23 protein-coding genes are annotated in these 24,318 nt (G+C 70.2%); 12 read left to right on the forward strand and 11 right to left on the reverse strand.

The genetic code is table 11. The annotated features are described in order from the left end of the window. Positions 1–187 precede the first annotated feature (187 nt). Genes ACFY2X_RS08135 through ACFY2X_RS08155 form a run of 5 tightly spaced genes read left to right on the forward strand, consistent with a single transcriptional unit; the run spans position 188 to position 4,535 of the window. Positions 188–694 carry an RNA polymerase sigma factor gene (locus ACFY2X_RS08135; protein ID WP_389934133.1) on the forward strand — a complete coding sequence of 169 codons (507 nt, stop codon included), beginning with the start codon at positions 188–190 and terminating at the stop codon, positions 692–694. After that, positions 691–1,539 (forward strand): zf-HC2 domain-containing protein, encoded by an 849-nt coding sequence (locus ACFY2X_RS08140; protein ID WP_389934136.1) that lies wholly within the window; start codon positions 691–693, stop codon positions 1,537–1,539. The genes ACFY2X_RS08135 and ACFY2X_RS08140 overlap by 4 nt, the downstream gene beginning before the upstream one ends. Next, on the forward strand, positions 1,524–2,381 hold the full coding sequence (locus ACFY2X_RS08145; RefSeq protein ID WP_389934139.1) for an ATP-binding cassette domain-containing protein: 858 nt from the start codon (positions 1,524–1,526) through the stop codon (positions 2,379–2,381). The genes ACFY2X_RS08140 and ACFY2X_RS08145 overlap by 16 nt, the downstream gene beginning before the upstream one ends. Further along, the gene (locus ACFY2X_RS08150; protein ID WP_389934142.1) at positions 2,378–3,814 is read left to right on the forward strand and encodes a hypothetical protein; all 1,437 of its coding nucleotides are present in this window, start codon (positions 2,378–2,380) and stop codon (positions 3,812–3,814) included. Before ACFY2X_RS08145 ends, ACFY2X_RS08150 begins: the two co-directional genes overlap by 4 nt. Positions 3,815–3,869: 55 nt before the next feature. Next, positions 3,870–4,535, forward strand: a complete 666-nt coding sequence (locus ACFY2X_RS08155) for a hypothetical protein (RefSeq protein WP_389934145.1) — start codon at positions 3,870–3,872, stop codon at positions 4,533–4,535. Between the two features lie 73 nt (positions 4,536–4,608). Here ACFY2X_RS08155 and ACFY2X_RS08160 read toward each other — a convergent pair whose 3' ends face one another. From ACFY2X_RS08160 to ACFY2X_RS08185, 6 genes are all read right to left on the reverse strand, one after another. Then, positions 4,609–5,202, reverse strand: coding sequence for a TetR/AcrR family transcriptional regulator (locus ACFY2X_RS08160; protein ID WP_389934147.1), 594 nt, complete (start codon positions 5,200–5,202; stop codon positions 4,609–4,611). Positions 5,203–5,386: 184 nt separating this feature from the next. Next, the gene (locus tag ACFY2X_RS08165; protein ID WP_389934150.1) at positions 5,387–6,040 is read right to left on the reverse strand and encodes a heme oxygenase (biliverdin-producing); all 654 of its coding nucleotides are present in this window, start codon (positions 6,038–6,040) and stop codon (positions 5,387–5,389) included. A 69-nt stretch (positions 6,041–6,109) separates the two neighbouring features. After that, positions 6,110–7,348, reverse strand: a complete 1,239-nt coding sequence (locus ACFY2X_RS08170) for an acyltransferase (protein ID WP_389934152.1) — start codon at positions 7,346–7,348, stop codon at positions 6,110–6,112. Then, positions 7,341–8,081 carry an alpha/beta hydrolase gene (locus ACFY2X_RS08175; RefSeq protein ID WP_389934155.1) on the reverse strand — a complete coding sequence of 247 codons (741 nt, stop codon included), beginning with the start codon at positions 8,079–8,081 and terminating at the stop codon, positions 7,341–7,343. The genes ACFY2X_RS08170 and ACFY2X_RS08175 overlap by 8 nt, the downstream gene beginning before the upstream one ends. A gap of 208 nt (positions 8,082–8,289) precedes the next feature. Next, positions 8,290–8,946, reverse strand: a complete 657-nt coding sequence (locus ACFY2X_RS08180; RefSeq protein WP_389934158.1) for a response regulator — start codon at positions 8,944–8,946, stop codon at positions 8,290–8,292. Further along, a complete protein-coding gene (locus ACFY2X_RS08185) occupies positions 8,943–10,259 on the reverse strand; it encodes a sensor histidine kinase (protein WP_389934161.1) in 1,317 nt (438 codons plus the stop codon). The genes ACFY2X_RS08180 and ACFY2X_RS08185 overlap by 4 nt, the downstream gene beginning before the upstream one ends. A gap of 179 nt (positions 10,260–10,438) precedes the next feature. Here ACFY2X_RS08185 and lon point away from each other — a divergent pair, with 179 nt between their 5' ends. From lon to ACFY2X_RS08215, 6 genes are all read left to right on the forward strand, one after another. Further along, positions 10,439–12,808, forward strand: a complete 2,370-nt coding sequence (gene lon / locus ACFY2X_RS08190) for an endopeptidase La (RefSeq protein WP_389934164.1) — start codon at positions 10,439–10,441, stop codon at positions 12,806–12,808. A 181-nt stretch (positions 12,809–12,989) separates the two neighbouring features. Further along, positions 12,990–14,135 carry a Fic family protein gene (locus tag ACFY2X_RS08195; protein ID WP_389934167.1) on the forward strand — a complete coding sequence of 382 codons (1,146 nt, stop codon included), beginning with the start codon at positions 12,990–12,992 and terminating at the stop codon, positions 14,133–14,135. Between the two features lie 336 nt (positions 14,136–14,471). Next, positions 14,472–15,434: a methionine ABC transporter ATP-binding protein gene (locus ACFY2X_RS08200; protein ID WP_389934170.1), complete on the forward strand. Its 963-nt coding sequence runs from the start codon at positions 14,472–14,474 to the stop codon at positions 15,432–15,434. Further along, positions 15,431–16,087 carry a methionine ABC transporter permease gene (locus ACFY2X_RS08205; protein ID WP_389934173.1) on the forward strand — a complete coding sequence of 219 codons (657 nt, stop codon included), beginning with the start codon at positions 15,431–15,433 and terminating at the stop codon, positions 16,085–16,087. The genes ACFY2X_RS08200 and ACFY2X_RS08205 overlap by 4 nt, the downstream gene beginning before the upstream one ends. Before the next feature lie 61 nt (positions 16,088–16,148). Then, positions 16,149–16,991: a MetQ/NlpA family ABC transporter substrate-binding protein gene (locus ACFY2X_RS08210; RefSeq protein ID WP_389934176.1), complete on the forward strand. Its 843-nt coding sequence runs from the start codon at positions 16,149–16,151 to the stop codon at positions 16,989–16,991. A gap of 100 nt (positions 16,992–17,091) precedes the next feature. Then, positions 17,092–18,627: an acyl-CoA synthetase gene (locus ACFY2X_RS08215; RefSeq protein ID WP_389934178.1), complete on the forward strand. Its 1,536-nt coding sequence runs from the start codon at positions 17,092–17,094 to the stop codon at positions 18,625–18,627. 29 nt (positions 18,628–18,656) lie between these two features. On the opposite strand, the gene ACFY2X_RS08220 is transcribed toward ACFY2X_RS08215, so the two are convergent. From ACFY2X_RS08220 to ACFY2X_RS08230, 3 genes are all read right to left on the reverse strand, one after another. Then, positions 18,657–19,286 carry a response regulator gene (locus tag ACFY2X_RS08220; protein ID WP_389934181.1) on the reverse strand — a complete coding sequence of 210 codons (630 nt, stop codon included), beginning with the start codon at positions 19,284–19,286 and terminating at the stop codon, positions 18,657–18,659. Next, complete coding sequence (locus ACFY2X_RS08225) at positions 19,279–20,523, reverse strand: sensor histidine kinase (RefSeq protein ID WP_389934184.1); 1,245 nt, start codon at positions 20,521–20,523, stop codon at positions 19,279–19,281. The genes ACFY2X_RS08220 and ACFY2X_RS08225 overlap by 8 nt, the downstream gene beginning before the upstream one ends. A 121-nt stretch (positions 20,524–20,644) precedes the next feature. After that, complete coding sequence (locus tag ACFY2X_RS08230; protein ID WP_389934187.1) at positions 20,645–20,920, reverse strand: hypothetical protein; 276 nt, start codon at positions 20,918–20,920, stop codon at positions 20,645–20,647. Here ACFY2X_RS08230 and ACFY2X_RS08235 point away from each other — a divergent pair. Then, complete coding sequence (locus ACFY2X_RS08235; protein WP_389934190.1) at positions 20,901–21,350, forward strand: hypothetical protein; 450 nt, start codon at positions 20,901–20,903, stop codon at positions 21,348–21,350. The genes ACFY2X_RS08230 and ACFY2X_RS08235 overlap by 20 nt on opposite strands. Before the next feature lie 61 nt (positions 21,351–21,411). Here the strand turns inward: ACFY2X_RS08235 and ACFY2X_RS08240 are convergent, their stop codons facing one another. Beyond that, complete coding sequence (locus ACFY2X_RS08240; protein ID WP_389934193.1) at positions 21,412–23,286, reverse strand: acyl-CoA dehydrogenase; 1,875 nt, start codon at positions 23,284–23,286, stop codon at positions 21,412–21,414. 33 nt (positions 23,287–23,319) lie between these two features. Then, positions 23,320–23,865 carry an EF-hand domain-containing protein gene (locus tag ACFY2X_RS08245; protein ID WP_389934196.1) on the reverse strand — a complete coding sequence of 182 codons (546 nt, stop codon included), beginning with the start codon at positions 23,863–23,865 and terminating at the stop codon, positions 23,320–23,322. Positions 23,866–24,318 lie beyond the last annotated feature (453 nt).

Raw genomic sequence — 24,318 nt, forward strand, 5'->3', positions numbered from 1 at the left:
GGCCCCACCGCGCCGGCGTCCCGCCGCTGAGCCGCGCCGGGCGGGTGCCATCATCGAGTCCTGATTTTCCGCCGCCGGAGAAGAACCGAACCCAACCGATCACGCGATAGACGGGAATGTGCACCGATTTCTCTCCCGTCTCCGAGAGCCACCCCCGGTCGGCCCGGACAGCGGGGATGCCGAACTCATGACGGCCGTCGCCGCCGAGCGGGTCGAGGCTCTGAAGCTGCTGCACCAGCGGCACGCGCCATGGCTTCGGGTACGGCTGGCCCGCCGCTGCGCCGACCCCGACGTGGTGGACGACACGATCCAGGACACGTTCGTCGCCGTCTGGCGGGACGCGCGCCGCTACGACGCCTCGAAGGGGGAGGCGGCGGCGTGGATATGGACGATCGCAATCCGCAGGCTGATCTCGCAGCTGCGCCGCACCGGCGCCGAGCCTCAGGCCGCCGAACTCGACGAAGCACACCTGATCACCCAGTCCGCCGAGGAGGTGGTGCTCGTCGGCGTGGAGCACGGCGACCTCGGCACCGCGATCGCCAGGCTCTCGCCCGATTTGCGCGCGGCCATCCAGGCCACCGTGCTCGACGGTCTCACCGTGCGTGAGGCCTCCCGTCTCCTCGGCGTTCCCGAGGGGACCGTGAAGACCCGCGTCATGCGGGCCAAGGCCCAGCTGAGGGGGTTCCTCGCGTGAGTGCGCAATGGCATCTGCCCGATGAGCTGATCGAGCGTTACGTGACCGGCCACTTGGAACCGGTCCAGGTCATGTCGGTGGAGACCCACCTCGCCCGCTGCGAGCGCTGCCGGGCGGCGGTGCCGTACGAGAGGGAATGGCTGGTGGCGAGCTGGGAGGGGATCGAGGACCTGGTGGATCGGCCCCGGCCGAGGGCCGCCGAGCGGGTCCTGCGACGGCTGGGCGCCCCCGGACACGTGGCGACGTTCCTCGCGGCGACCCCGGCCCTTGCCAGAGGCTGGCTGGTCGCGGTCACCGCGGTGCTGGCCTTCGCTCTCGCCGCCGCTCACCTGGTCAACCGCGATCCGCGAGCCGCCCTCGACCCCCTGGTGCCCTTCCTGGCTGTGGCGCCCGTGCTGCCGCTGGCGGGCATCGCCCTCGCCTACGGGCCGCATGTCGATCCCGCCTACGAACTGCAGGCGGCCACCCCCATGGCGGGCTCCAGATCCCTGCTGCTGCGCGCCGTCGCCGTACTGGTGACCGCGATCACGCTGACAGGCATGACGGCGCCGCTGCTGCCCGGCCCGCCGGGGCTGGCGGCGGCGTGGCTGCTGCCCGCCCTCGCGCTCACCGCGGCCACCCTGGCCCTGTCGACCCGGTTCGTGCCGCTGATCTCGGCCGCCGTGCTGACCGCCGCCTGGTTCGGCACCGTGGCGGCCTTCACCAGGCTCACCGGTGACGGGCTGGCGCCCTTCTCGCCCACGGCCCAGACCTTGTACGGCCTGGCCGCGCTGATCCTGATTCCCCTCGTCTACCTGCGGCGTGCCCGCTTCGATTGTGGAGAACCCCGATGGACCCGACAGTGATCGTTCGCGACCTGACCAAGAAATACGGCCGGACCGTCGTGCTCGACGGCCTCAACCTGGAGTTCGGCCGAGGAGTGACCGGGCTGCTCGGCCCCAACGGCGCGGGTAAGACCACCCTGCTGCGGAGCCTGGCGACCACGTTGGCCCCCGACGGGGGTGAGGTGCGTGCCCTCGGCCTGAACCCGGCGGACCGGGGCCAGCGGACCGACCTGCGGCGCCGCCTGGGTTACCTTCCCCAGGACCCGGGCTTCTACCCTCACTTCACGCTCTTCGAGCTGGTCGACTACGTGGCGATCCTCAAGGAGCTGACGGATCGCCGCGAACGCCATCGGGAGGTGCGCCGGGTTCTCGCGGAGGTCGACCTGGCCGACCGTGCCAGGACGAAGGTTCGCAAGCTGTCCGGCGGCATGAAGCAGCGGCTGGCCCTGGCCCAGGCGCTGCTCGGCGAGCCCGACCTGCTCATCCTCGACGAGCCCACGGTCGGCCTGGATCCCGAGCAGCGCATGCGGTTCCGGGCGCTGGTCTCCCGGCTCGGCGAGAGCCGTACCGTGCTGCTGTCCACCCACCAGACCGAGGACGTCGCCGCACTATGCGAGCGGGTGGTCGTGATGCGCGGCGGCCGGAACGTGTTCGACGGCACACCACGCGACCTGGCCGTCACCGCCTCGGGGCAGGTGTGGCTGTCGGACCGCCCGCCGGTGGCGTCACACCTGTTCTGGCGGACCGCCGACGGCCGTTACCGCACGCTCGGGGATCGGCCACCGGGTGGTGTCCCGGCCGACCCCGGCGTCGAGGACGGTTACCTGCTGCTGCTCGGTGAGTCCGCGACGGTGGCCGCGTGAACAGGTCGCTGCTGTTCTTCGAGGCCGGGCGGCTGCTGCGCAGCCCGATCCTGTGGGGCGCGGCGCTGGCGGCGCTGGCCATGGGGTTCGCCCAGAGCGCGGCCTGGCTGCCGGACATGACGATGGTGACGATCGACACGATCACCGCGTCGACGCTCGTCGGGGCGGCCGTGATGATCGTCACGAACCTGGCAGCCGGCCGTGACCGCCGGCACGGGCTGCCCGAGACACTGGGCGCGCTGCCCGGGCGCGCGGCGCCGCGCACCCGGGCGGTGGTCCTGGCGGCTCCCGCCGTGGGGGCGCTGGCCGCCGCCGCGATGATCTCCGCGCACCTGCTGGTCGTGTCGCTGTCGGACTCCGTCGCCGGGCGGTTCGACCCCTACGAGGCGCTCGGCGGGGTGGCCCTGGCGGCGCTCGCCGCGTCCGCCGGCGCCGCCCTCGGCCGCTGGACGCCCTGGCTGATCGTGCCGCCGATCCTGATTGCCGCGATGGCGTTCGGCATGCTCGGCAACTCGCGGGCGGAGATCGGGGGGTGGTTCCTGCCGGTGATTCCCGGCCACAACCCCGAATGGGGAGCCAGGCCCACGGAACAGCATCTGATCTACCTGGTGGCGGGCGTGGTGTTCCTCGCCTCCGTCGCGCTTCTGCGGCACGGCCTGCGGCCGGTCCGCACCGTGGTCGCGCTGACCGCCCTGGCCGTCGCGGTGCCCGCGGGGGCCGCCGCGACGGCCGCGGCGCCGATCCTGCCGTGGACCCCACATTTCACGCCACAGCTCCCCGAGCAGGTGTGCGAGAACCACGAGGGCCTCTCCTACTGTGTGTATCCCGACTACAAACCGTGGATCCCGAATTGGGCGCGGGCCCTGCGGCCGATCCTGTCGGCGGTCCCGGAGCGTGCCCGGGATCGGATCCCGGTCATCCGGCAAAAGCCGGTGAGCGCGATTCATTCCTCGGAGGACATCATGGGGGAGCCAGGCACCTGGCTGGTCTGGTCCACCGACCCCGCCCAGCACCAGGCGATGCTGATAGGTCAGGTGGCCGCCGCGGTCGCCGGTTTGGGCGGCGGATGCCACGACGTCGGCCGGGCGCGCACCGTCGTGGCGCTCTGGCTCGCCGGACGCGCCGAGCCTCTGCTAGACGCCCCTCCCCCGGGTGCCTGGAGCGGTTCCGAGGGGGAAGGGGGATGGCTCCGCGTGAGCATGACCTACGACGGCGGGGAGATCCGCATCCCCGGCCAGCTCGGCGGGCCGAGCTACGGCGCCGCCGAGGTGGGCTACGCCCGCCGTCTGCTGGAGCGGCCGGATGCGGCCGACCGCGTGCGCGCCAACTGGGACACGCTCACCGCCCCCGAGACGACCGTCGAGCAGGCCCTCCCGCTGCTGGGCCTGCGACCGGAGTTCCCCGCCACCCCGAAGGACGACCAGTGCAGGTGACCTGCCTGAGTGTCCTGTACGGAATGTCCGCCCTGCTCAAGGAGGATCCGTGCCCGTGACCACCCGAGAGACCCAGTCCTCACCCACCCGGCCGGTGCCCGCGCCGTTTCCTCCGGTGCTCGCGCTGCTCCGCCCGCTGGCACGTGCGATCGACTGGCTGCCCATAGCGGTCGTGGCCCTGCTCGCCGTGTCCCTCGCGGCCGTGATGTCGCCTGGAAACACAGTCGACCCGCGCCTCGGGCTGCTCCTGCTGAGGACGACGGCGGTGCTGCTCGGCGCCGCCGCCACGTTCGCCCTCGTGGACGCCATGACCGCCAACACCGGGTCGGCGCCTGTGCCGCGCTGGGTTCGCCAGTGGACGCGGACCCTCATGGTGGGCGTGGCCGTCGCCGCAAGCTGGGGGGTGACGTGCGCGGTCGTGGCGATACGGCTCACGCCCGGCGGGGTACTCCACTTCTCCGGCGCCGCGCTCGAAGCGGGAGTGTGCGCGCTGGTGGGACTGGCCGGGGCGGCGATCGCCGTACGGCGGCATCCGGGCAGGCAGGCCGCGCTCGCCGGAGTGCTCGTGCAACTCGTCCTCTACGCCGGGACGCAGATCACCGGTGACCTGGCGTGGCCGATGCCAGACAGCTCCGAGTGGGACGCGATTCACCGGTGGTGGCTGGCGGCGCTGCCGATGCCCCTGCTCGTGCTGGCCGGTGCCCACCGCGACACGCGTTAGACGTCAGGCGTTCAAGAAACCGTCGGCTCCCGTGCTCGTGGGCGCCCGCCGAGTGGGTGCCCATCGGCACGCGTCAGGCGCCCAGCGCGCGCAGCACGAATCCGCAGACGATCTCCTCGGCCTCCTCCGGCGTCACCGTGCCGCTGAGCAGCGGCACCCGCTCGGCGCCGATGACGGCGAGGATGATCCGGGCGGTGGCGGGCACGTCATGAGCCTGGAAGTCACCCGAGGCCACGCCGCTTTCGATGATGCCGGTCAGGATGCGCTGCATCGGCGCGACGTGGTCGGCCAGGCGCTGGTAGGCGTCGGGTCCCAGGGCCGCCGACAGGTCGGCGGGGCCGGGGTGCGGGTGGGCGATGAGCCCGGCGAGCTGGAGCCGGACGAACGCGCGCAGCTGCTCGGCGGGAGAGGCCTGCTCGGGCAGCTCCTGCTCGTAGCTCTCGATGAAGTAGTGCGTGACCCGCTCGGTGAAGGCCAGCAGCAGCGCGGCCTTGTCGGGGAAGTAGTTGTAGAGGACGGTCCGGGTGATTCCGGCCTCGCTCGCCACGTCGGTCATCGAGATGGCGTCGATGCCCTGGTCGCGGGAGAGGCGCGAGAGCGCCTGCAGGATCCGATCCCGTGTCTGGGCGCGATGTTCGCCGATCGTCGCGGCCGAAATCCGGGGCATGCTCCCATGGTCGCACAGTGCCGGGCGCGGGGGCGGGCCATGAGCGTATGGCGTCGCGCTTCGGGCGAGTCGAGCGCTCCGGGCTGAACGGAGCGCTCTACGTTGAGCCGGGTGCTCCGAGCCACCCCGAGAGCTCTGGCGCGGCGTGCCGTACCGGAGCCCCAGGGCACCCTGAGGTGAACGGTCAGGCGGCGAGTTCGGCCTGCGCCACCCGGCCGAGGTCGGCGAGGACCTCGGTGTTGAGCATGTAGGCCAGCTTGGTCTCGCGGATGACGCGTTGCTTGCCGGCCTCGTCCAGGGGAAGCGCGTCCAGCCTGGCGCGGTACTCCTGCTTGAACCGGGGCAGGCTGCCGACCTTGTCGAAGAGGTAGAAGTCGACGCCGCCGCCCGGCTGGTAGCCGTAGATCTTCTGCAGCTCCATCCGGATGAACTGGCCGCCGGAAAGGTCGCCCATGTAACGGGTGTAGTGGTGGGCGATGTAGCCGCCCGGCCAGGTGGCGGCCTGCTCGATCCGGGCGACCAGTGTCCGGGTCGGCTTGGAGGGCTCGATCCTCGACCTCCAGTCGGCGCCGTAGATCGTCTCCAGGTCGCGGACCAGCGCTTCTTCGCGGTAGAGCTCGGGGAAGACGAACGGCCCCGCGATCGGGTCGTCGGCGAGCGTCTTGGCGGCGCCGTCGAGGGCGAGATAGGCGAAGTAGTGCTGGGCGACCATCTCGCCGTAGGCCTCGGGGCTGAGCCGGCCCGCCATCAGGGCCTTGAGGTAGCTGTCGTCCTCGGCTGTCGCGTGCTCGCCCCAGGTGGCGTTCCTGAGTACTTCGGAGAACGGCGACTCGCTCATGATCACTCCGCGTCGAAGGGGCTCCTCATAGTTTTCATGACATAGTGTCACAAAGACCGCGCGGCGGCGTCAAGCCGATGACGACACTCTGTCATTAAACCGCCTTCGGATGAAAACGGGCAGCAGCGCCGACGCCAGCAGGGCGGCGAGCACCGGGAGCCAGGCCAGACGGCACAGCAACCAGGCCGGTTCGACGGGAGGCGCCAGCAGGCCGGGGACGTCGCCGAAGCGCAGCGCCGCCAGTGCGGTCCCGACCAGCACGGTCTGGTGCCACAGGAAGATCGTCATCGCGGACAGGTTGACCACCGCCACCGCCGCCCACAACCGGGGCCGCCTCATCAGCCGGGCGAGCGGTTCGCGCGCCAGCAGCGCGAGCCCCATCTGGGCGACGCCGAAGCAGACCGCGGCGAGCGAGGGCGGGCTGAGGTTGGAGACCTTCGCCCCGGTCACGCCCACCATGCTCGCCGGATACCCGAACCCGGCGATCAGCGCCACGGCCCCGGCCGCGCCTCCCACCACCAGCCCCACTGCCGTCCGCCGCGAGGCGAACGCGCCGCCGGCCCAGCCGACCCCCAGCGTGTACGGCACCAGCCACCCGGCCGCCAGGTTCGCCCACCCCAGCCAGGACGGCCCGTCCAGCCCGAACCTGACCACGTCCACCGCGAGCACGACCGCACCCGCCGAGACGGCCACGACGCCCGGCCGTGCCCGCAGGAGCAGGGGAGTGGCGGCGGTGAGCGCGGCGAAGACCGCCAGGAACCACACCGGTGCCACCGCGGGGAGGAGCAGTGCCCTGACCGTGCCGTACGGCATGCCGTGCAGCGCCATCCCGGCCGCGATCCCCGTCCAGACCAGCACCGGGAGGCCCACCGGCCGCGACAGCCGTACCATCCTGCCGCGCACCCAGACCGGATACCCCGCGGCCGAGCGCAGGCTCCGCGCCGCCGCGTAGCCGCCCACGAAGAAGAACACCGCCAGCGTCTGGAACACCCATGACAGGGGGGTGATCTCCGGCAGGTGGACGAGCGGGCTGGAGATGTATATCGCCCCGGCGGGTCCGTGCATCCACGCCGTGACGAGCCAGTGCCCCAGGACCACCCCGAGGATCGCCAGCGCGCGGAGCGCGTCCACCCCCCGATCCCGGCTCCCGGGAGTCGCGGCCTCCATCCGCTCCGCCCACCCGCGTCCGCCTCGCGCACGGTCCGCCCGGCCGGCGGGGCTGTCCGGGCCTCCGGTCCGAGGCGCCGGCACGCCGGGCCGCCGGGTGGGCGCGACCGGCACCGCCGTACGGCGATCGACGCTAGCCACGGGACACCTCGCCCGTACGGCCGAGAGCGATCAGGGTGAGGTTGCGCAGGGACGCGCTGCCGGGGGCGAGATAGTCACTGTGCCCGGCCGCGCCCGTCTCGAACAGGCGGGCGCCGAAGGACGGGCCCGCGGGGTCGGGGCCGAATCCGAGGGGCCCGAGCCGGAGCTTGGGCACGCGGCGCATCCAGTCGCGGCCGCCGCTGCCGGCCCACAGAGGGGTGCCGCCCAGCTCGGACGCGGAGGAGACGCCGAGTCCGGGACTGCCGAAAACGGCCACGTCCGCCACGCCCGACCCGGGCGCGGCCTTGGCGCACACGACCGATCCGTAGCTGTGGCACAGCAGGCTGACCCGTTTCCCCCGGAGCGTCTCGGCGACGTATCGCCGCAGTTCCGGGGCCCCTCTCCTGGCGGCCCCATCGGTCGCCACCTCCAGGCTAACGGTCGCGGGGCTGTCGTATCCGAGCCAGGCGACCACCGCCAGCCGGGCCCCGGGATCCAGCGCCCGCGCCTCGGCCAGCACCGCCCGGGCACCGCCCCCCGGCGTGCTGTACGGCTTGGCCCTGCCGCCGTCGAAGGTGGCCGCCGTGGTGTCGGAGCCCGGGACGATGACCGCGACGTGCTCCGCCGTACGCAGGTCGCCGTAGACCTTGACGATCCGGTCCCTCTGGGGACTGGGGACGATCGTGTAGGTGAGCGCGGCGACGGCGGCCACGGTGAGCGCGCGGCGGAACATACGGAACCTCCTGTTCGGCTGGGAAACCGGACAGGAGATTAGGAATCATGGCCCGTCGCTCACGTCACCCCGGAGTGCTCACCTCCCGGGTCCCTCCCGGGGGTGAGGCCGGTTCCGGATCTTCCCGGGAGGCGCATCCGCTTGAGCGCGAGCCGCCCGCCGGAGAGGCTCACTCGCCCGGGCATGGGCCGTTCACCACCGGGAAGGCTCACTCGCCCGGGCGGATCAGGCCCGTCTCGTAGGCGTGGACGATCGCCTGGGCCCGGTCGCGCAGGTTCAGCTTCGCCAGGATCCGGCCCACGTGAGTCTTCACGGTCTGCTCCGACAGCACGAGCTTGTCGGCGATCTCCTGGTTGGACAGGCCCTGGGCGACGAGGACGAGCACCTCGGTCTCGCGCTCGGTGATGTCGTCCAGCCGGCGGCGCGGGCGGCGGGGCCCGACCCGGGCGAACTCCGAGATCAGCCGCTTGGTCACCGAGGGCGCCAGCAGCGCCTCCCCGGCGGCGACCACCCGGACGGCCTCGGCCAGCTGCTGGGCCGAGGCGTCCTTGAGCAGGAACCCGCTGGCTCCGGCACGCAGCGCCTCGTACACGTAGTCGTCGAGGTCGAACGTGGTCAGGATCAGAACCTTCGGCAGGACGCCGTCCCCGCCGAGGATCGCCCGCGTCGCGGCCAGCCCGTCCATGACCGGCATCCGCACGTCCATCAGCACCACGTCCGGCCGCAGCTCGGCCACCCGGGCCACCGCCTCCCGCCCGTCGGCGGCCTCGCCCACGACCTCGATGTCCGGCTGTGATCCCAGGAACACGGTGAACCCGGTCCTGACCATGCCCTGGTCGTCGGCGATGAGAACCCGGATCGTCACGCTTCCTCCATGATCGGAAGTATGGCAGTGACCGCGAAGCCCGTTCCGACCGGTCCGGCCCACAGGCTCCCGCCGAGCATGGACGCCCGTTCCCGCATCCCGATCAGGCCGTGTCCCGCGTGTCCCGTGTGCCCCTCGTGTCCCGGTTTCGCGGGGGAGCGGTGCCCGGCGTCGCTCGCCACATGGACGTGCAGCTCGTCCCCGGAGCGGGAGATCGTTATCGAGACGGTCGAACCGGGCGCGTGCCGCATGGCGTTGCTGAGTGACTCCTGCACGATCCGGTAGGCGGACAGGCTCACCGCTGTGGGCAACCCGAGCAGGTCGCCGCCCAGCTTGGGTGTCACGGTGAGCCCGGCGGAGCGCGCGGTGTCGATGAGCTCCTCCAGGTGGCCGAGGCCCGGCTGCGGGGCGGTGTCCGTGCGTCCGTCCCCGTCGCGCAGCACTCCCAGCACCCGGCGCATCTCGGTCATGGCCGCGAGTGAGAGCGTGCGGATCTCTCCCAGCCCCTCCTCCAGGCGCCCGGCGTCTCCGGCCGCCTGCAGCGGTATGGCCTCTGCCTGGATGGCGATCACCGACATGTGATGGGCGACGACGTCGTGCAGCTCCCGGGCGATCCTGGCCCGTTCCTCCAGCACGGCCTGCCCGGCCAGCGCCCGCGCGCTGCGCCGTTCCTCCTCCGCCAGGCGGCCGGTGGCCAGCCGCCGGGCGCGCACGTTGTAGCCGAGGAGCGCGGCGATGCCCAGCAGGGCCGCGGTCGCCAGAATCCACGCGTGGTCGGAGGGGCGGATGGCCGCCACAGCGAGCACCGAGACGATCCACACGCCCAGGGTGGTCGTCCGTTCGCAGCGGACCGCGACGGCGTAGATGATCAGCGGGTAGGCGATGGCTTCCGCCGTGGAGTAGGGCAGGGAGGTCAGCGCGCGGATGATCGGGGCGGCCAGGAGCATGCCCGCGGTGGCCAGCCGCCAGGCCGCGAGCGGCCACCGGTTGCGCAGCAGCAGGGGGAACGGGGCCGCCGCCGTCGCCGCGAGCCAGAGGAACGGCTCCGGGAACTGCTCCAGGAGGTCGCCGGCCCGCGACATCTGCTCCTGCTCATGCGTCAGATCCGAGAACCCGCTGCTGAACAGGAGCCAGGCGAGCAGGGCGTCGGCCAGCAGGACCAGGTCGACGGTCCGGAACGGCAGCAGGCCCAGGAAGGCGGGCACTCGCGGCCCCAGGCGGCGTGACCGGGGGAACGGCGGCCCGGCGTTCCCGCTCACCAGGGCTTGGACGACCGGCTGTGCCAGCCGCAGGAGGCCGTCGCGCAAGAGCATCGGGCCAGCCTAGACAACCCCGGTACGGCTCGGCGTCATACCCCGGAGTGATTCGGATCCGTCCCTCTCGAGAGGGAGGATTACACGATTACGATCGCTCACAGCGAACACGCTCAATCCTGGGAACATTTTGAGGCTCTCATTAATTGAGTCGGTGTAACTCAACCTTTGGAGTGCACATGAGTGAGAGCTTGATCCTCCCGGTTCTTCCGCTCGACGACGAGGTCGTGCTGCCGGGCATGGTGGTCCCGCTGGACCTGTCCGAGACCGAGGTCCGGGCCGCGATCGACGCGGCTCAGGCGCTGGTTGAGAACAATCGGCAGGTGCTGCTCGTTCCCCGGATCGACGGCCGATACGGTTCCGTCGGCGTCCGGGCCGTGGTCGAGCAGGTCGGCAGGCTGCCCGGAGGTGAGCCCGCGGCCGTGGTCCGCGGCGTCGACCGCGTCCGCGTGGGCTCGGGCACGACCGGCCCCGGCGCGGCCCTGTGGGTGCAGGCCACCGTGATCGACACCGTCGAGACGGGCGAGCGCGCCGAGGAACTGGCCAAGGAGTACAAGGCGCTGGCCACCACGATCCTGCAGAAGCGGGGCGCGTGGCAGGTCGTCGACGCGGTCAACCAGATGGACGACCCGTCGGTCCTCGCCGACAGCTCCGGCTACGCCCCCTGGCTGAGCACCCAGCGCAAGGCCGAGATCCTTGAGACCCCCGACCCGGCCGACCGGCTGGAGAAGCTGGTCGAATGGGCGCGCGAGCACCTGGCCGAGCTCGACGTGGCCGAGACGATCCGCAAGGACGTCCAGGAGGGCATGGAGAAGCAGCAGCGCGAGTTCCTGCTCCGCCAGCAGCTCGCCGCGGTCCGCAAGGAGCTGGCCGAGCTCAACGGCTCCTCCCCGGAGACCGAGGAGGAGGACTACCGCGCCCGCGTCGAGGCGGCCAACCTGCCGGAGAAGGTGCGTGAGGCGGCGCTCAAGGAGGTCGACAAGCTGGAGCGGACCTCCGACCAGTCTCCCGAGACCGGCTGGATCCGCACCTGGCTCGACACCGTCCTCGACATCCCGTGGAACGAGCGGACCGAGGACTCCTACGACATCGCCGCGGCCCGCGCCGTCCTCGACGCCGACCACACCGGCCTCGACGACGTCAAGGACCGCATCATCGAATACCTCGCCGTCCGCGGACGCAGGGCCGAGAAGGGCCTCGGCGTGATCGGCGGCCGTCGCAGCGGCGCCGTGCTCGCGCTGGCCGGTCCTCCCGGAGTCGGCAAGACCTCCCTCGGCGAGTCCGTCGCCCGCGCGATGGGCCGCAAGTTCGTCCGCGTCGCCCTCGGCGGCGTCCGCGACGAGGCCGAGATCCGCGGTCACCGCCGCACCTACGTCGGCGCCCAGTCCGGCCGGATCGTCCGCGCGATCCGGGAGGCCGGTTCGATGAACCCGGTCGTGCTGCTCGACGAGGTGGACAAGGTCGGCTCCGACTACCGGGGCGACCCGACCGCCGCGCTGCTCGAGGTGCTCGACCCGGCGCAGAACCACACCTTCCGCGACCACTACCTGGAGGTCGAGCTCGACCTCAGCGACGTGCTGTTCCTGGCGACCGCCAACGTGCTGGAGGCCATCCCCGGCCCGCTGCTCGACCGCATGGAGATCGTGACGCTCGACGGCTACACCGAGGACGAGAAGATCGCGATCGCCCGCGACCACCTGGTCCCGCGCCAGCTCGACAAGGCGGGTCTCACCGCAGAGGATGTCACGATCGAGGAGGAGGCGCTGCGCAAGCTGGCGGGCGAATACACCCGGGAGGCCGGAGTCCGGTCCCTGGAGCGCTCGATCGCCAGGGTCCTGCGCAAGGTGACCGCCAACGTCGCGCTCGGCGAGGGCGAGCTGCCCGTGACGGTGGGGGACCTGGTCCCCTACCTCGGACGCCCGCGCCACGTGCCGGAGTCCTCGCTTCCGGAGTCCCGCCAGCGTACGGCGGTGCCCGGGGTGGCCACCGGCCTCGCGGTCACCGGCGCCGGCGGTGACGTCCTCTACGTGGAGGCGTCCCTGGCCGACCCGGAGACCGGCGACACCGGCCTGACCCTGACCGGCCAGCTCGGTGACGTGATGAAGGAGTCGGCCAGGATCGCCCTGTCCTACCTGCGCTCGCGCGGTGCGGAGCTGGAGCTGCCCGTGTCGTCCCTCAAGGACCGCTCGGTGCACGTCCACTTCCCCGCGGGCGCGGTGCCCAAGGACGGGCCGTCGGCGGGCATCACCCTGACCACGGCGCTGGCCTCGCTGCTGTCGGGCCGCCCGGTCAGGAACGACGTGGCCATGACCGGCGAGGTCTCCCTCACCGGCCGGGTGCTCCCGATCGGCGGGGTCAAGCAGAAGCTGCTGGCCGCCCACCGGGCGGGCATCACCACCGTGCTGATCCCGGCCCGCAACGAGCCCGATCTGGACGACGTCCCCGAGGCCGTCCGCAACGAGCTCACCATCCACGTGGTGAGCGACGTGCGGGAGGTCCTTGAGATCGCGCTCACCCCGGCCAAGGTCGCCGAGCCCGCCGCCGTCTGACCCGTTCCCTGAGACGGCCCGCCTTTTCTCGTCGCGTTCATCGCGGAAAGGGCGGGCCGTCCGCTTTCCCGGGAACGACGCCCAAGAGAGGCGATTCCATGGTCTCAGGGGACCGCGCGGATAAAATGGACAAATCATAAAGTCGATTGATCGAATGATTCGGTCATGTTGTCATGGATTCATGTTGTACGGCACGCCTCACCTTGAGGCCATGGACGAGAAGGTGCTCGGCGAGATCGAGGAGATGCGCCGTGATCTGAAGTACCGCCTCGCCGAGACGCACCGCTGGGACGGCCAGCTGCGGCGGCAGCTCCAGGCACGGGCGATCCAGGGGTCGAACTCCATAGAGGGCTACCGGGCCAGTGTCGAGGACATCGAGTCGATCATGTCGGGGGAGGAGCCGCTGGAGACCTCCGCCGCGGTCGCCCGGGAGATCGCCGGATACCAGCAGGCGCTGACCTACATCCAGCTCCTTTCCCGCTCCCCGGCGTTCAGGTTCGACACGGGCCTGCTCCACGCGCTCAACTTCATGATGATCGGCCACCACCAGGACAAGACCCCCGGCGCGGTACGGCCCGGCGGCATCTACGTCCGCAACTCCGCGACCGGCGAGGTCGTCTACGAGGGCCCGGACGCCGAGAAGGTGCCGGAGCTGATGGACGAGCTGGTCGACTGGCTCAACTCGGGCGATCTCGAGGCGCCGAGCTACGTGCGGGCGGCGATGGCCCACTTCAACCTGGTGAGCATCCACCCGTGGCGAGACGGCAACGGCCGGATGTCCCGTGCCCTGCAGACGCTTGTGCTGGGCAGGGACCAGATCACCACCCCGGAGTTCTCCTCGATAGAGGAGTGGCTCGGGCACGCGGAGAACACGGTCGACTACTACCGGACCCTGAGCCAGAAGGGCAGACGAGACTGGAGCCCGCACGGAGACACGCTGCACTGGGTGCGTTTCTGCCTGCGGGCCCACCACCTGCAGGCCCAGCGGGTCCGCCGCCGTCTGTCCGAGGCGGGGGAGGTGTGGATCCTCCTTGAGGAGCAGATCGACGCCGAAAGGCTGAACACGCGGACCGTGTCGGCGCTCTACGAGGTGTTCGTCAACAGGCGGCTACGGCGCAGCAGGTATCAGCTCGACGAGTCGCTCAGCCAGGGGCAGGCGGCCAGGGATCTGCGCGACCTCGCGGCCAGGGGATGGCTCAAGCCGTACGGGGAGACCAAGGGGCGTTTCTACGCGCCCGGCCCGAAGATGCAGGCGATCAAAGAGGAGTTCGGCGGGCGGGTGACTCCGCTGCGCGACCCCTACCGGGTGGACGCCGGAAGAGAGTGATCGGCATCACAGGAAAAAAAGGGAATCAAGGCAGGCGAAGCTCACGTTGAGCCAGACGTGAACGTGACGCACCGTGTCGGCATGACCCCGCAGGGCCGGGTCATGTGTTGCGGCATGCACATGTGTGAGGTGTCCGCTATGCGCACCCCGTGTCGCATGCGCTCCGCGCGCTGAACTCCGACCCGCCGTTCCCTTCACGAAGGCTCTGAAATGACCTGCCCCGCGGACAACTTCGTTCTGCGCCGCCTGAGCCATCTCCCCTTTCACCCTGGCACGCGCTAGCTCTTTCCCCGCCTGAAGTCTTTTCGAGGGATTCATTCATGTTGGGGAACAGCTGTGATCGATGTGTCAGGCCTGCGTAAGGTCTATCGAGATCGGGGTCGTGAGGTGGTCGCCATCGACGGTGTCGACCTGCACGTCCGCGAGGGTGAGATTTTTGGCGTGCTCGGGCAGAGCGGCGCGGGCAAGAGCACGTTGCTGCGTTGCGTGAACCTTCTGGAACGGCCCACCGGGGGCACCGTGACCGTGGCCGGGCAGGAGCTGACCGCGCTGGGGAAGGCCGAGCTGCGTAAGGCTCGCCAGCGGATCGGGATGGTCCACCAGCATTTCGCCCTGTTGTCCTCCCGCACGGTCGCCGGGAACGTGGCGTTCCCCCTTGAGGTCATGAGGGTCGGGAAGGCCGAGCGCGCCAGGCGTGTGGCCGAGTTGCTGGAGCTGGTCGGGCTGGCCGACAAGGCCAAGGCGCACCCCGCGCAGCTGTCCGGCGGCCAGAAGCAGCGGGTCGGCATCGCCCGCGCGCTGGCCGGAAGCCCCTCGGTGCTGCTGTCGGACGAGGCCACCTCGGCGCTCGACCCGGGCACCACGCAGTCGATCCTCGCCCTGCTCAAAAGCCTCAACCGCGAGCTCGGCCTGACCATCATGCTGATCACCCACGAGATGCACGTCGTCAAGTCGATCTGCGACTCGGCGGCCATCATGCGCGACGGCCGGATCGAGGAGTCCGGGGCCATCCCGGAGCTGATCGCCAGGCCGGGGTCCCGGCTCACCGCGGAGCTGTTCCCGCTCCCCGAGCCGGAGCCCGGCACGATCACGATCACCTTCACCGGGCACGCCGACGAGCCCGTGGTCTCGGAGGTGGTCCGCAAGTTCGACGTGGACGTCAGCATCCTCGGTGGGGCACTGGAGGAGGTGGCCGGCGTCTCAGCCGGACGCCTGCGCCTGCGCCTCACCGGTGAGGAGCGCGCCGTCGCCCTCGCCTACCTGTCCGAGCGCGGCCTGCTGGTGGAGGAGGCCGCATGAGTTGGGATGAGATGGCTCCCCTGCTGTGGGAGTCGGCCGGGCAGACCGCTCAGATGGTCGCGTGGTCCACGCTGTTCACCGTACTGATCGGGCTGCCGCTCGGCGTGGCGCTGGTCGTCACCGACCGGGACGGCCTGTTCCCCTCGTGGGCGCTGAACCGGATGCTCGGTCTGATCGTCAACATCGGCCGTTCCCTGCCGTTCATCGTCCTGATGATCGCGGTGATTCCGCTGACCAGGCTGATCGTGGGCACCACCATCGGCACGGCCGCCTCGGTGGTCCCCCTGACCCTTGGCGCCGCGCCGTTCTTCGCCCGGCTGGTGGAGACCGCCCTGCGCGAGGTCGGCCGGGACAAGGTGCAGGCGGCCCAGGCCATGGGCGCGAGCGCCACCACCATCGTCGGCAAGGTCCTGCTCCCCGAGGCGATGTCCGGCCTGGTCGCGGGGCTCACCGTGACCGTGGTCGCGCTGATCTCCTACTCGGCGATGGCCGGGGCGATCGGCGGCGGCGGGCTCGGCGACCTGGCCATCCGCTACGGCTACCAGCGCTTCGAGACCACGCTGATGGTGGTCACCGTCGTCGTGCTGATCATCATCGTTCAACTCGTGCAGACCCTGGGCGACACCATCGCCCGCCGTCTCGCGCGTCACTGACCCCAGGGGATCCCGCCACAAGCAAGGACCTCTGGTTTTTCACACCCAAAAGGAGTACACCGTGCGTAAATTCTTCGGAATCGCATCGGCCGTCACCGCGCTGACCTTCGCGTTGACCGCTTGTGGCTCGACCGGGACGGCCGAGACCACGGCCGGCGCGGCGGGCAGGGCCTCCATCTCGGAGGCGCTCAAGGTCGGCGCCAGTCCGGTCCCGCACGCGGAGATTTTGAAGTTCGTCAAGGACAAGCTCGCCGCGAAGGAGGGCCTGAACCTGGAGATCGTCGAGTTCACCGACTACGTCCAGCCGAACGTGCAGCTCGACGACGGCCAGATCGGCGCCGACTTCTTCCAGCACAAGCCCTACCTGGATGACTTCAACGCCTCCAAGGGCACCAAGCTGAGCTTCGTCCAGCCGGTCCACCTTGAGCCGCTGGGCCTTTACTCCAAGAAGATCACCGACATCGCCGCGCTGGCCCGGAACGCGACCGTGGCCCTGCCGAACGACGCCACCAACCTGGGCCGGGCGCTGAAGCTGCTGGCCGACAACGGCCTGGTCACCCTGAAGGCCGGGGCCGGGACCGCGGCCACCGAGCGCGACGTCACGGCCAACCCCAAGAACCTGAAGTTCCAGCTGCTGGAGGCCGCGCAGCTGCCCCGCTCGCTGGACGACGTGGACGCCGCCGTCGTCAACGGCAACTACGCGATCGAGGCCGGTCTCAAGCCGGCCGAGAACGCGCTGGTGCTGGAGAAGGCGCAGGGCAACCCCTACGCCAACGGCCTGGTCGTGGCCACCGGCAAGGAGCAGGACCCGCGCGTGGTCAAGCTCGCGAAGCTGCTCGTCAGCCCCGAGGTGAAGCAGTTCATCGAGCGGACCTACAAGGGCGCCGTCATCCCCGCCTCCTGACGCCGGGCACCTCCGACACGGCCGCGACCTCCACACCCTCGGGGGTCGCGGCTTCGTCGCGCCTTCTCACGGAACACCAAACCGAGTAACGTTCGGTTTTATGCACCCGGGAGCCATCGCAGCAGTCGCGCCGGACAAACCCGCTGTGATCATGGCGGATTCGGGGCGGGTCGTCACCTTCCGCGAGCTGGACGAGGAGTCCAACCGGCTCGCCCATCTGTTCCGCGCCTCCGGGCTCCAGCCGGGTGACCACATCGCCTTCATGCTGGAGAACCACCCGCTGTTCCTGGTGGTCGCATGGGCCGCGCACCGGTCGGGTCTGTACTACACCGCGATCAGCTCGCGGCTGAAAACCGACGAACTCGCCTACATCGTCGACAACTGTGAGGCGCGGGTCTTCATCTCCTCCGCCCAGCTGGCGGATGTGGCCACCTCGATCACGGCCGCGACACCGAAGGTCGAGCTCAGGCTCATGCTGGACGGCGTCGCCCCGGGTTTCGGCTCCTACGAGGAGGCGGTGGCGGCCCAGCCGTACACGCCGATCGGGGACGAGTGCCAGGGCGCGGACATGCTCTACTCCTCCGGCACCACCGGGCTGCCCAAGGGTGTCAAACCCACCCTGGCGAAGGTCGAGCTGGACCGGCCGGGGGCGCTTTTCCAGCTCATCCAGTTCCTGTTCGCGCCGTCGGCCGACAGCGTCTACCTCTCCCCGGCGCCGCTGTACCACGCCGCTCCGCTGCGCTACTGCATGAACTTCCAGCGCTTCGGCGCGACGCTCGTGGTCATGGAGAGGTTCGACCCCGAGCAGGCGCTCGCGCTGATCGAGAAGTACGGCGTCACGCATTCGCAGTGGGTGCCGACCATGTTCATCAAGATGCTCAAGCTGCCGGAGCGGACCCGGGCGCGCTACGACCTGTCGTCGCTGACGTGCGCGATCCACGCCGCGGCGCCCTGCCCGATCCCGGTCAAGGAACGGATGATCGAATGGTGGGGCCCGATCATCCACGAGTACTACGCGGGAACCGAGGGCAACGGATTCCTCTATGTCGGTTCGGAGGACTGGCTCAGGCACAAGGGCACGGTCGGCCGCCCGCTGCTCGGTGTCGTGCACATCTGCGACGAAGGGGGCAACGAACTGCCGCCGGGCGAACACGGCACGGTTTACTTCTCCGACGGGCCGAAGTTCGTCTACCACGGTGACGAGGACAAGATGAAGGCCTCGCAGGACCCCCTGGGCCGGGGCTGGACCACCCTGGGCGACATCGGCTATCTCGACGAGGAGGGTTTCCTCTATCTCACCGACCGCCGCTCCTACATGATCATTTCGGGCGGGGTGAACATCTACCCGCAGGAGGCCGAGAACGTTCTGTCGATCCACCCGAAGGTGGTCGACGTGGCGGTCTTCGGCGTCCCGGACGAGGAGATGGGCGAGCAGGTCAAGGCCGTCGTCCAGCCGGTCTCCATGGACCTGGCGGGGCCGGAGCTGGAGGCGGAGCTGATCGAGTACTGCCGCTCCCAGCTCGCCCCCTACAAGTGCCCGAAGTCGGTCGACTTCCGCGAGAGCCTGCCCAGGCACCCCACGGGGAAGCTCTACAAACGGCTTCTCCGCGACGAATACTGGCCCGCCAAACCCTGATCTCGGCATGAACCCCGCTGCCGGTGCCGTCAGGACAGCAGCCCGCGCTCCAACGCCGTGATCACGGCCGCGGTCCGGTCGGAGACGTCCAGCTTCTTGAACGCGCGGAGCAGGTGCGTCTTGATCGTGGCCTCGCTGACGAACAGTTGCCTGCCGATCTCGGCGTTGGTCAGGCCCTGGCTGACCAGGCGCAGCACCTCGCGCTCCCGGTCGGACAACGGCTGCCGCATTCCCCGCGCCCGGAACAGCCTGGTGGCCAGCGAGGGGGTGAGAACGGTCTCGCCACGTGCGGCGGCATGGACGGCGTTGATCAACTCCGCTCGGGAGCTGCCCTTGAGGAGGTAACCGGCCGCACCGGCCTCCACCGCGCGCAGGATGTCGGAGTCGTTCTCGTAGGTGGTGACGATGACCACCTTGCTTCCCGGTGAATGCCGCAGGATGCGCTCCGTCGCGGTCACCCCGTCCATCTCGCCCATCCGCAGATCCAGCAGCACGATGTCCGGTCTGAGCGCGGTGGCCAGCGTGACCGCCTCCTCGCCCGAACCGGCCTGCCCGACGACGGTGACGCCGTCCGCGGACTCAAGCATCGCGCACAGGCCTTCTCTCACCACCGGATGATCGTCGGCCAGCAGCACCTCGATCGTCCTGCCGTCATCCACCGGTTTCCTCCCCGACCGCGGGCTCCGCGGGCACCGTCACCTCGACGGTGGTGCCCCCTCCGGGGCGGCTGCCGACCGTCGCCACGCCGCCGATCTCCTCCACCCGGGACCGCATGCCGTGCAGCCCGAAGCCCTCCTGATCCGGGCGTACGGCGAAGCCCTCGCCGTCGTCCCGGACGACAAGGCGGACGGTGCTCTCGTCATACGCCAGGAGCACATCCACCCTTCGTGCCTCCCTGGCGTGCTTGCGCACATTCGCGACCGCCTCCTGCGCGGCCCGCAGCAGCACCACGCCGGCCGCCATCGGCAGGGGTCTCTCGACGCCCTCGACCGAGCACCGGACATCCAGCCCGGTCTGGGAGGCCAGGCCGTCCGCCTGCCGCCGTACGGCCTGCGCCAGCGAGTTGCCCCGCAGCGCCGGGGGCGCCAGCGCGGTGACGAAGCCGCGGGCCTCGGCCAGGCTCTCCCGAGCCACCCGCCCAGCCAGCCCGAGATGCGAGCGCGCGAGGTCCGGGGCGTCGTCCACCTGCGACTCCGCGGCCTGCACCAGGCTGATGATGCTGGTCAGGCTCTGCGCCAGGGTGTCGTGGATCTCCCGGGCCAGCCGCTCGCGCTCGGCGGAGATCCCGGCCTCGTGAGACAGCCGGGCCACGCGCTCCCGGTTGCGCCGCAACTCGCCGATCAACTCGGCGCGCTCCTTGCTCTGCCGTACCATTCCGCTGATCCAGGCTCCGATGAAGACCGACAGCGCGATGCCGAGCAGCGACGTCGGCAGCACGCCGACCACGCCCGAGTTCAGGTCCCCGCCGTGGAGCCACACCACCAGGACGGGCATGAGGTTGGCCAGCAGGACGACCACGATGGCCGGCGACGTGGGCAGGCTCATCATGAACATGGGAACCACGGCGAACAGCGCGAAGGAGCCTCTCGGGTCGAACGCGGCCGCCAGAGCGAACAGCAGGAAGAGCCCGACGGGGAAGACGACGTTCCTCCGGGCGGCAGCCCTGTCGATCATGAGTCCCCGGCCCAGACCGGCGTACCAGGGAACGATCAGGGTCAGCGCGCCGATCGCGATCGCGCGGTATTCCTGCCGGCCGTCAGAGGTGAACAGAAGGACCGTGGTGACGAGGTAACAGACCGCGAAATAGCCGTCCCACAGGCCGAAGCGGCGAATCCTCGTCTCCGGGGCGTGGGCCGCCTCTGTCTTCGCCGCGTCCACCTGAGTGTGAATACGCACCGCACAAGTCCTACCACTCCCTACGAAATCCTGCCGATCCGGGGCGACGGTGGAACGCTCCCCGCGAGCCGTCGATGACGATCGCCCATCCGCCTGTCCGGCCGCTCATCCGCCTGGCCGCTCATCCGCCTGGCTGCCGGTCCGGCTGTCCACCGACCGGTGGACAGGCGAATCCACCGGCCAGTCGTCGCGCCGGGACAGGCGGCGGCCATAGCGTTTCCGGCAACGGCGAAGCGAATTCCAGGAAAGAAGAGAAAAGGCGGCGTTGAATGAGTCCTTTTTTGACCGCGCTCATTGCCAGCGGAACGATTCTGGCCATCATTTTGGCGACGGACCTCGGTCGCCGCCAGGTCACCACGATGCGAATGATGCGTTCCGTGATCGCGATTGTCGTCATCATCGCGATTTTCGTCCACTCCCTGCCGCTGGACGGAAACGCGCCCTCCCTCCAGCTCGCGGGCATCGGGATAGGTGTGATCTGCGGGCTGGTCGCCGGTTCCCTGCTCCCGGCCTACCGGGACGCGTCCGGTGAGATCTACACCGTCGGCGGGGTCGGATACGCACTCGTCTGGATCGTCATCTCCAGCGCGCGAGTCGTTTTCGCCTACGGTTCCGAGCACTGGTTCGGTGAGGAAATCATCCGTTTCAGCATCGACTACGAGATCAGCGGTCCGGATGTCTACTCCAACACCTTTGTTTTCATGGCGTTGGCCATGGTGCTGACCCGGACCGCGGTGCTCGTGACCAAGCGCGGCCGCCTGCGGGCAGCGCACGCGAACGCCGTCCCCGATGCCGAGTCCATGCAGCGGTCCGGCAGCACGCTGTGATCCGACGGCCGAATGGCCGTCCCGCACCGTGGCGCCGCTCGCGAACCATGCGTCGACGGGGTCATGCATGGACCGAGCTGGGGTGCGTCATCTCGGCTGAGCCGTTGACCGGGGCCGTCTCACCGAGAATGGCGACCTCCGGGGCACCCAGGTGCTCCGCCATGGCGTCGTGGGAGCGGTGCGCGATGGGGAAGCGCTCCAGGAGCTCCTCCGGGATGGCGAAGGCGCCGACGAGATCCAGCGCATGGGGCACGAGATCCGCGACGGCCGCGTCGAGGACGGCGGGGAGCTCGTCGACATGGTCCGCGGACAGATGGCCGGCGGCGAGCAGGTCGCCACTGTGAACGGCGATCCGCCGTAGCGCGAAGAGGCGGTGGAGCAGGTGAAGCAGGCGCTTCGCCTCGGGGTGGGAGGTGCCTGCCGCCGCGCTCAGCATCGCGTCGCCGGCCAGCCGCTGGGCGTGCGCGGCGACGAGCTCCAGGGCCGGGTTGCTGGCGGCGTTCCAGCGACCGAGCGGGTCGGGGTCCGCGCACCGCTCAAGCGCGGCGCGGGCGCGCCGATCCCAGATCCCTTCGACGCTGGTCAGCAGGTACTGCAGGAAGGGCGGGCTGGTCAGGGCGGTTGCGGGCGGCCCGGTCAGGGCGGTGGCGAGAGGCGGGGGCGGGGGCGAGGCGTGCCCCAGGACCATCTTCCCCGCGGCCTTGAGCCAGATGGGCAGGTTGTCACCCTCCGCGGTGATCGCCAGTTCGTTGGAGTTCAGGTAGTCGGCGATGCCGTTGAGAGGGAACAGCCCCTGGGCGCCGCAGCGCTCACGGCACTCGTTGAGCACGTCCCGCGCCTGCCAGGTGATCCAGCCTTTGGCGATCCCCACGAGGTGCTCGGCCTGGGCGCGGTCGTCGGGGGAGCACGTGACCCATCGCCGCACGGCGGTCCGGTGCAGCACGGTGGCGGCGTAGGTGGTGGCCAGCACGCCGAGCAGCCGCGAGTGGTGGCTGCGATAGGCGAACAACGGCACGCTGCCTCCGGACAGGCCCGAGGTGCGGCGAGTGTGGGCATAGCGCACGGCGATGGCCACGGCCGCGCGGGCGCCGCCGAGGCTGCACGCGCTCATGCAGAGCTTCCCGACGGTGACCCGGCCGATGGAGCGGAGAAAGCGCCGCCGAGGGTTGTCGAGGACGCTGGTGAAGGAACCGCCCGCGACGAGCCGCCCGTGGTCCGACTCCAGCAGGGCGTGACGGGGAAGCCGTACGTGGTCGAAGGAGGTGAGGCAGTGGTCCACAGGCGCGCCGATTCTTTCGGGGAGCCGGCGGACGCGGACGCCGGGGAGGATTCCCGTCTCGTCGCTCAACGGGGTGAGGAAGAGGAACACCCCCCGCTCCTCGCCGTCGACGACGAGCCGCGCGGCGACCACGGCGCTCTTGGCCCCGCCGACCAGGCTGGTGTTCGGCATGTATTTCTGGGCGCCCGGATGGGGAGTATGGAGCACGAAGCCGTTGGCGGCGGCGTCGAACACCGCGGTCGTCTCCAGCTGCGCCGCACTGTTGCCGTGCGCCAGCTCGGTGCACAGGAACGCTCCGGTACGGCGCAGCGTGGTGAACTCCCGCAGGCTGCGCAGCTCATGAGGATCGTGGTCCATCAGGCTGCCGAGAAACAGGTTGTAGTGAATGCCCGCGATGACGGCCAGCCCGCAGTCCACCACCGTGGCCCATTCGTGCATGCCCGTGAGCAGCTCCACATCGGTCACGAGCCGCTCGACCGACGTCACACTCTTGTTGACGTGCCTGAGCCGCTGGTAGGCCACCTGCCTGCGTTCTTCGGAGGTCAGGTCCCGATGGCCGCGGAACGGCTCGGTTGTGAAAAGCCGCCGCCATGGTTCGTGGACTTCGTCGAACCGCTCCCCGAAGAGCGCACCGGTAAGTGCTGTCACGGTATCCATTGCGAATTCCTCGTCTCCGTGGCGACGGCGGGTTCAGAACCGCCCGAACAGGCTGTTGCCTGGCGCCGAGGGGTCCGTGCCGAGGAAGTACTCCGCGGTCGCCCGACGCAGCTCCTCCCGGGTGAGATGGCCCTTGGACCCCGTGTCGAGCGAGGCGAACGCCGTGGCGCACTGGTCGGCGGGCACGCCGAACCCCTGGGAGATGACCAGGTCGAACTCCTCCCGGGTGACCTCGCCGTCACCGTCGGTGTCGGCGATGGAGATGATCGCGTCGCCTATGGAGCCGACATTCTGGTAGCCGCCCGATTCGCTGACGACTCTCAGGCCGTACGCGGAGAAGTATTCCTCGAAGCTGACGTGCCCGTCGCCATCGGCGTCCGCGGGTTTGACGACGGTCTCCCAGAAGCTGAGGAAGGAGCCGCGCACGGCCTCATGCTCGGCCGAGCCGGAGGCGAAGCCGAACGACGCACTGACCCTGTCCGCGGTGCCGAGATAGTCGGCGAGCTCCAGGGTGTCGCTTCCGTCGCGGTCCATCAGGGTGAAGAAGTGCCGCAACTTCCGCTCGAGGAAATCAGCCACAGGAATTCCTTCCGTCCATGGTCTCGTTCGTCACTCATGGTAGTCAAGTGACTGCAAATTGTGAACACGTGATCCCGTTGAGTGACCTGTCGTGCGAGAAGACCCTGGGCCGGGACTCGTCGTCTCCCACGGGGCGGCATCGGCCTGACGGCGGCTCGCGGGAGACGCGCCGGCCGGGCGGACGGGCCCGGGGCGGCAGATGGGCCCGGGGCGTGCCGATGCACAGAATGTGCAGGTCCGCGAAGGACACGGCGTCCTCCTAGGGGCCGGTGAAGCGAAGTTCTCCGGGGTGGCCGTGGGAGGCTATAGCTTCGGCCAGTCCGGGCTCGTCGAAGGGCGTGCGACCGTCGCGGAGCGCGCATGATCTTCGGGTCGGTGTCCAGGCCGAGAACCTGGTGTCCCAGGCGGGCCGACCCCGCCGCGTAAGGTGCGCCGAGGCGCCCGCAACCAATG

The sequence above is a fragment of the Streptosporangium sp. NPDC000396 genome (assembly GCF_042898655.1).
Lineage (GTDB): Bacteria > Actinomycetota > Actinomycetes > Streptosporangiales > Streptosporangiaceae > Streptosporangium.

Excerpts from the sequence above, each read along its gene's own strand:
- ACFY2X_RS08135 (WP_389934133.1), top strand. The coding sequence starts at position 188 with ATGACGGCCGTCGCCGCCGAGCGGGTCGAGGCTCTGAAGCTGCTGCAC.
- ACFY2X_RS08145 (WP_389934139.1), top strand. The coding sequence starts at position 1,524 with ATGGACCCGACAGTGATCGTTCGCGACCTGACCAAGAAATACGGCCGG.
- ACFY2X_RS08160 (WP_389934147.1), bottom strand. The coding sequence starts at position 5,202 with ATGCCCCGGATTTCGGCCGCGACGATCGGCGAACATCGCGCCCAGACA.
- ACFY2X_RS08165 (WP_389934150.1), bottom strand. The coding sequence starts at position 6,040 with ATGAGCGAGTCGCCGTTCTCCGAAGTACTCAGGAACGCCACCTGGGGC.
- ACFY2X_RS08175 (WP_389934155.1), bottom strand. The coding sequence starts at position 8,081 with ATGTTCCGCCGCGCGCTCACCGTGGCCGCCGTCGCCGCGCTCACCTAC.
- ACFY2X_RS08185 (WP_389934161.1), bottom strand. The coding sequence starts at position 10,259 with ATGCTCTTGCGCGACGGCCTCCTGCGGCTGGCACAGCCGGTCGTCCAA.
- lon (WP_389934164.1), top strand. The coding sequence starts at position 10,439 with ATGAGTGAGAGCTTGATCCTCCCGGTTCTTCCGCTCGACGACGAGGTC.
- ACFY2X_RS08195 (WP_389934167.1), top strand. The coding sequence starts at position 12,990 with ATGTTGTACGGCACGCCTCACCTTGAGGCCATGGACGAGAAGGTGCTC.
- ACFY2X_RS08205 (WP_389934173.1), top strand. The coding sequence starts at position 15,431 with ATGAGTTGGGATGAGATGGCTCCCCTGCTGTGGGAGTCGGCCGGGCAG.
- ACFY2X_RS08215 (WP_389934178.1), top strand. The coding sequence starts at position 17,092 with ATGCACCCGGGAGCCATCGCAGCAGTCGCGCCGGACAAACCCGCTGTG.
- ACFY2X_RS08230 (WP_389934187.1), bottom strand. The coding sequence starts at position 20,920 with ATGACGACAATCGCGATCACGGAACGCATCATTCGCATCGTGGTGACC.
- ACFY2X_RS08240 (WP_389934193.1), bottom strand. The coding sequence starts at position 23,286 with ATGGATACCGTGACAGCACTTACCGGTGCGCTCTTCGGGGAGCGGTTC.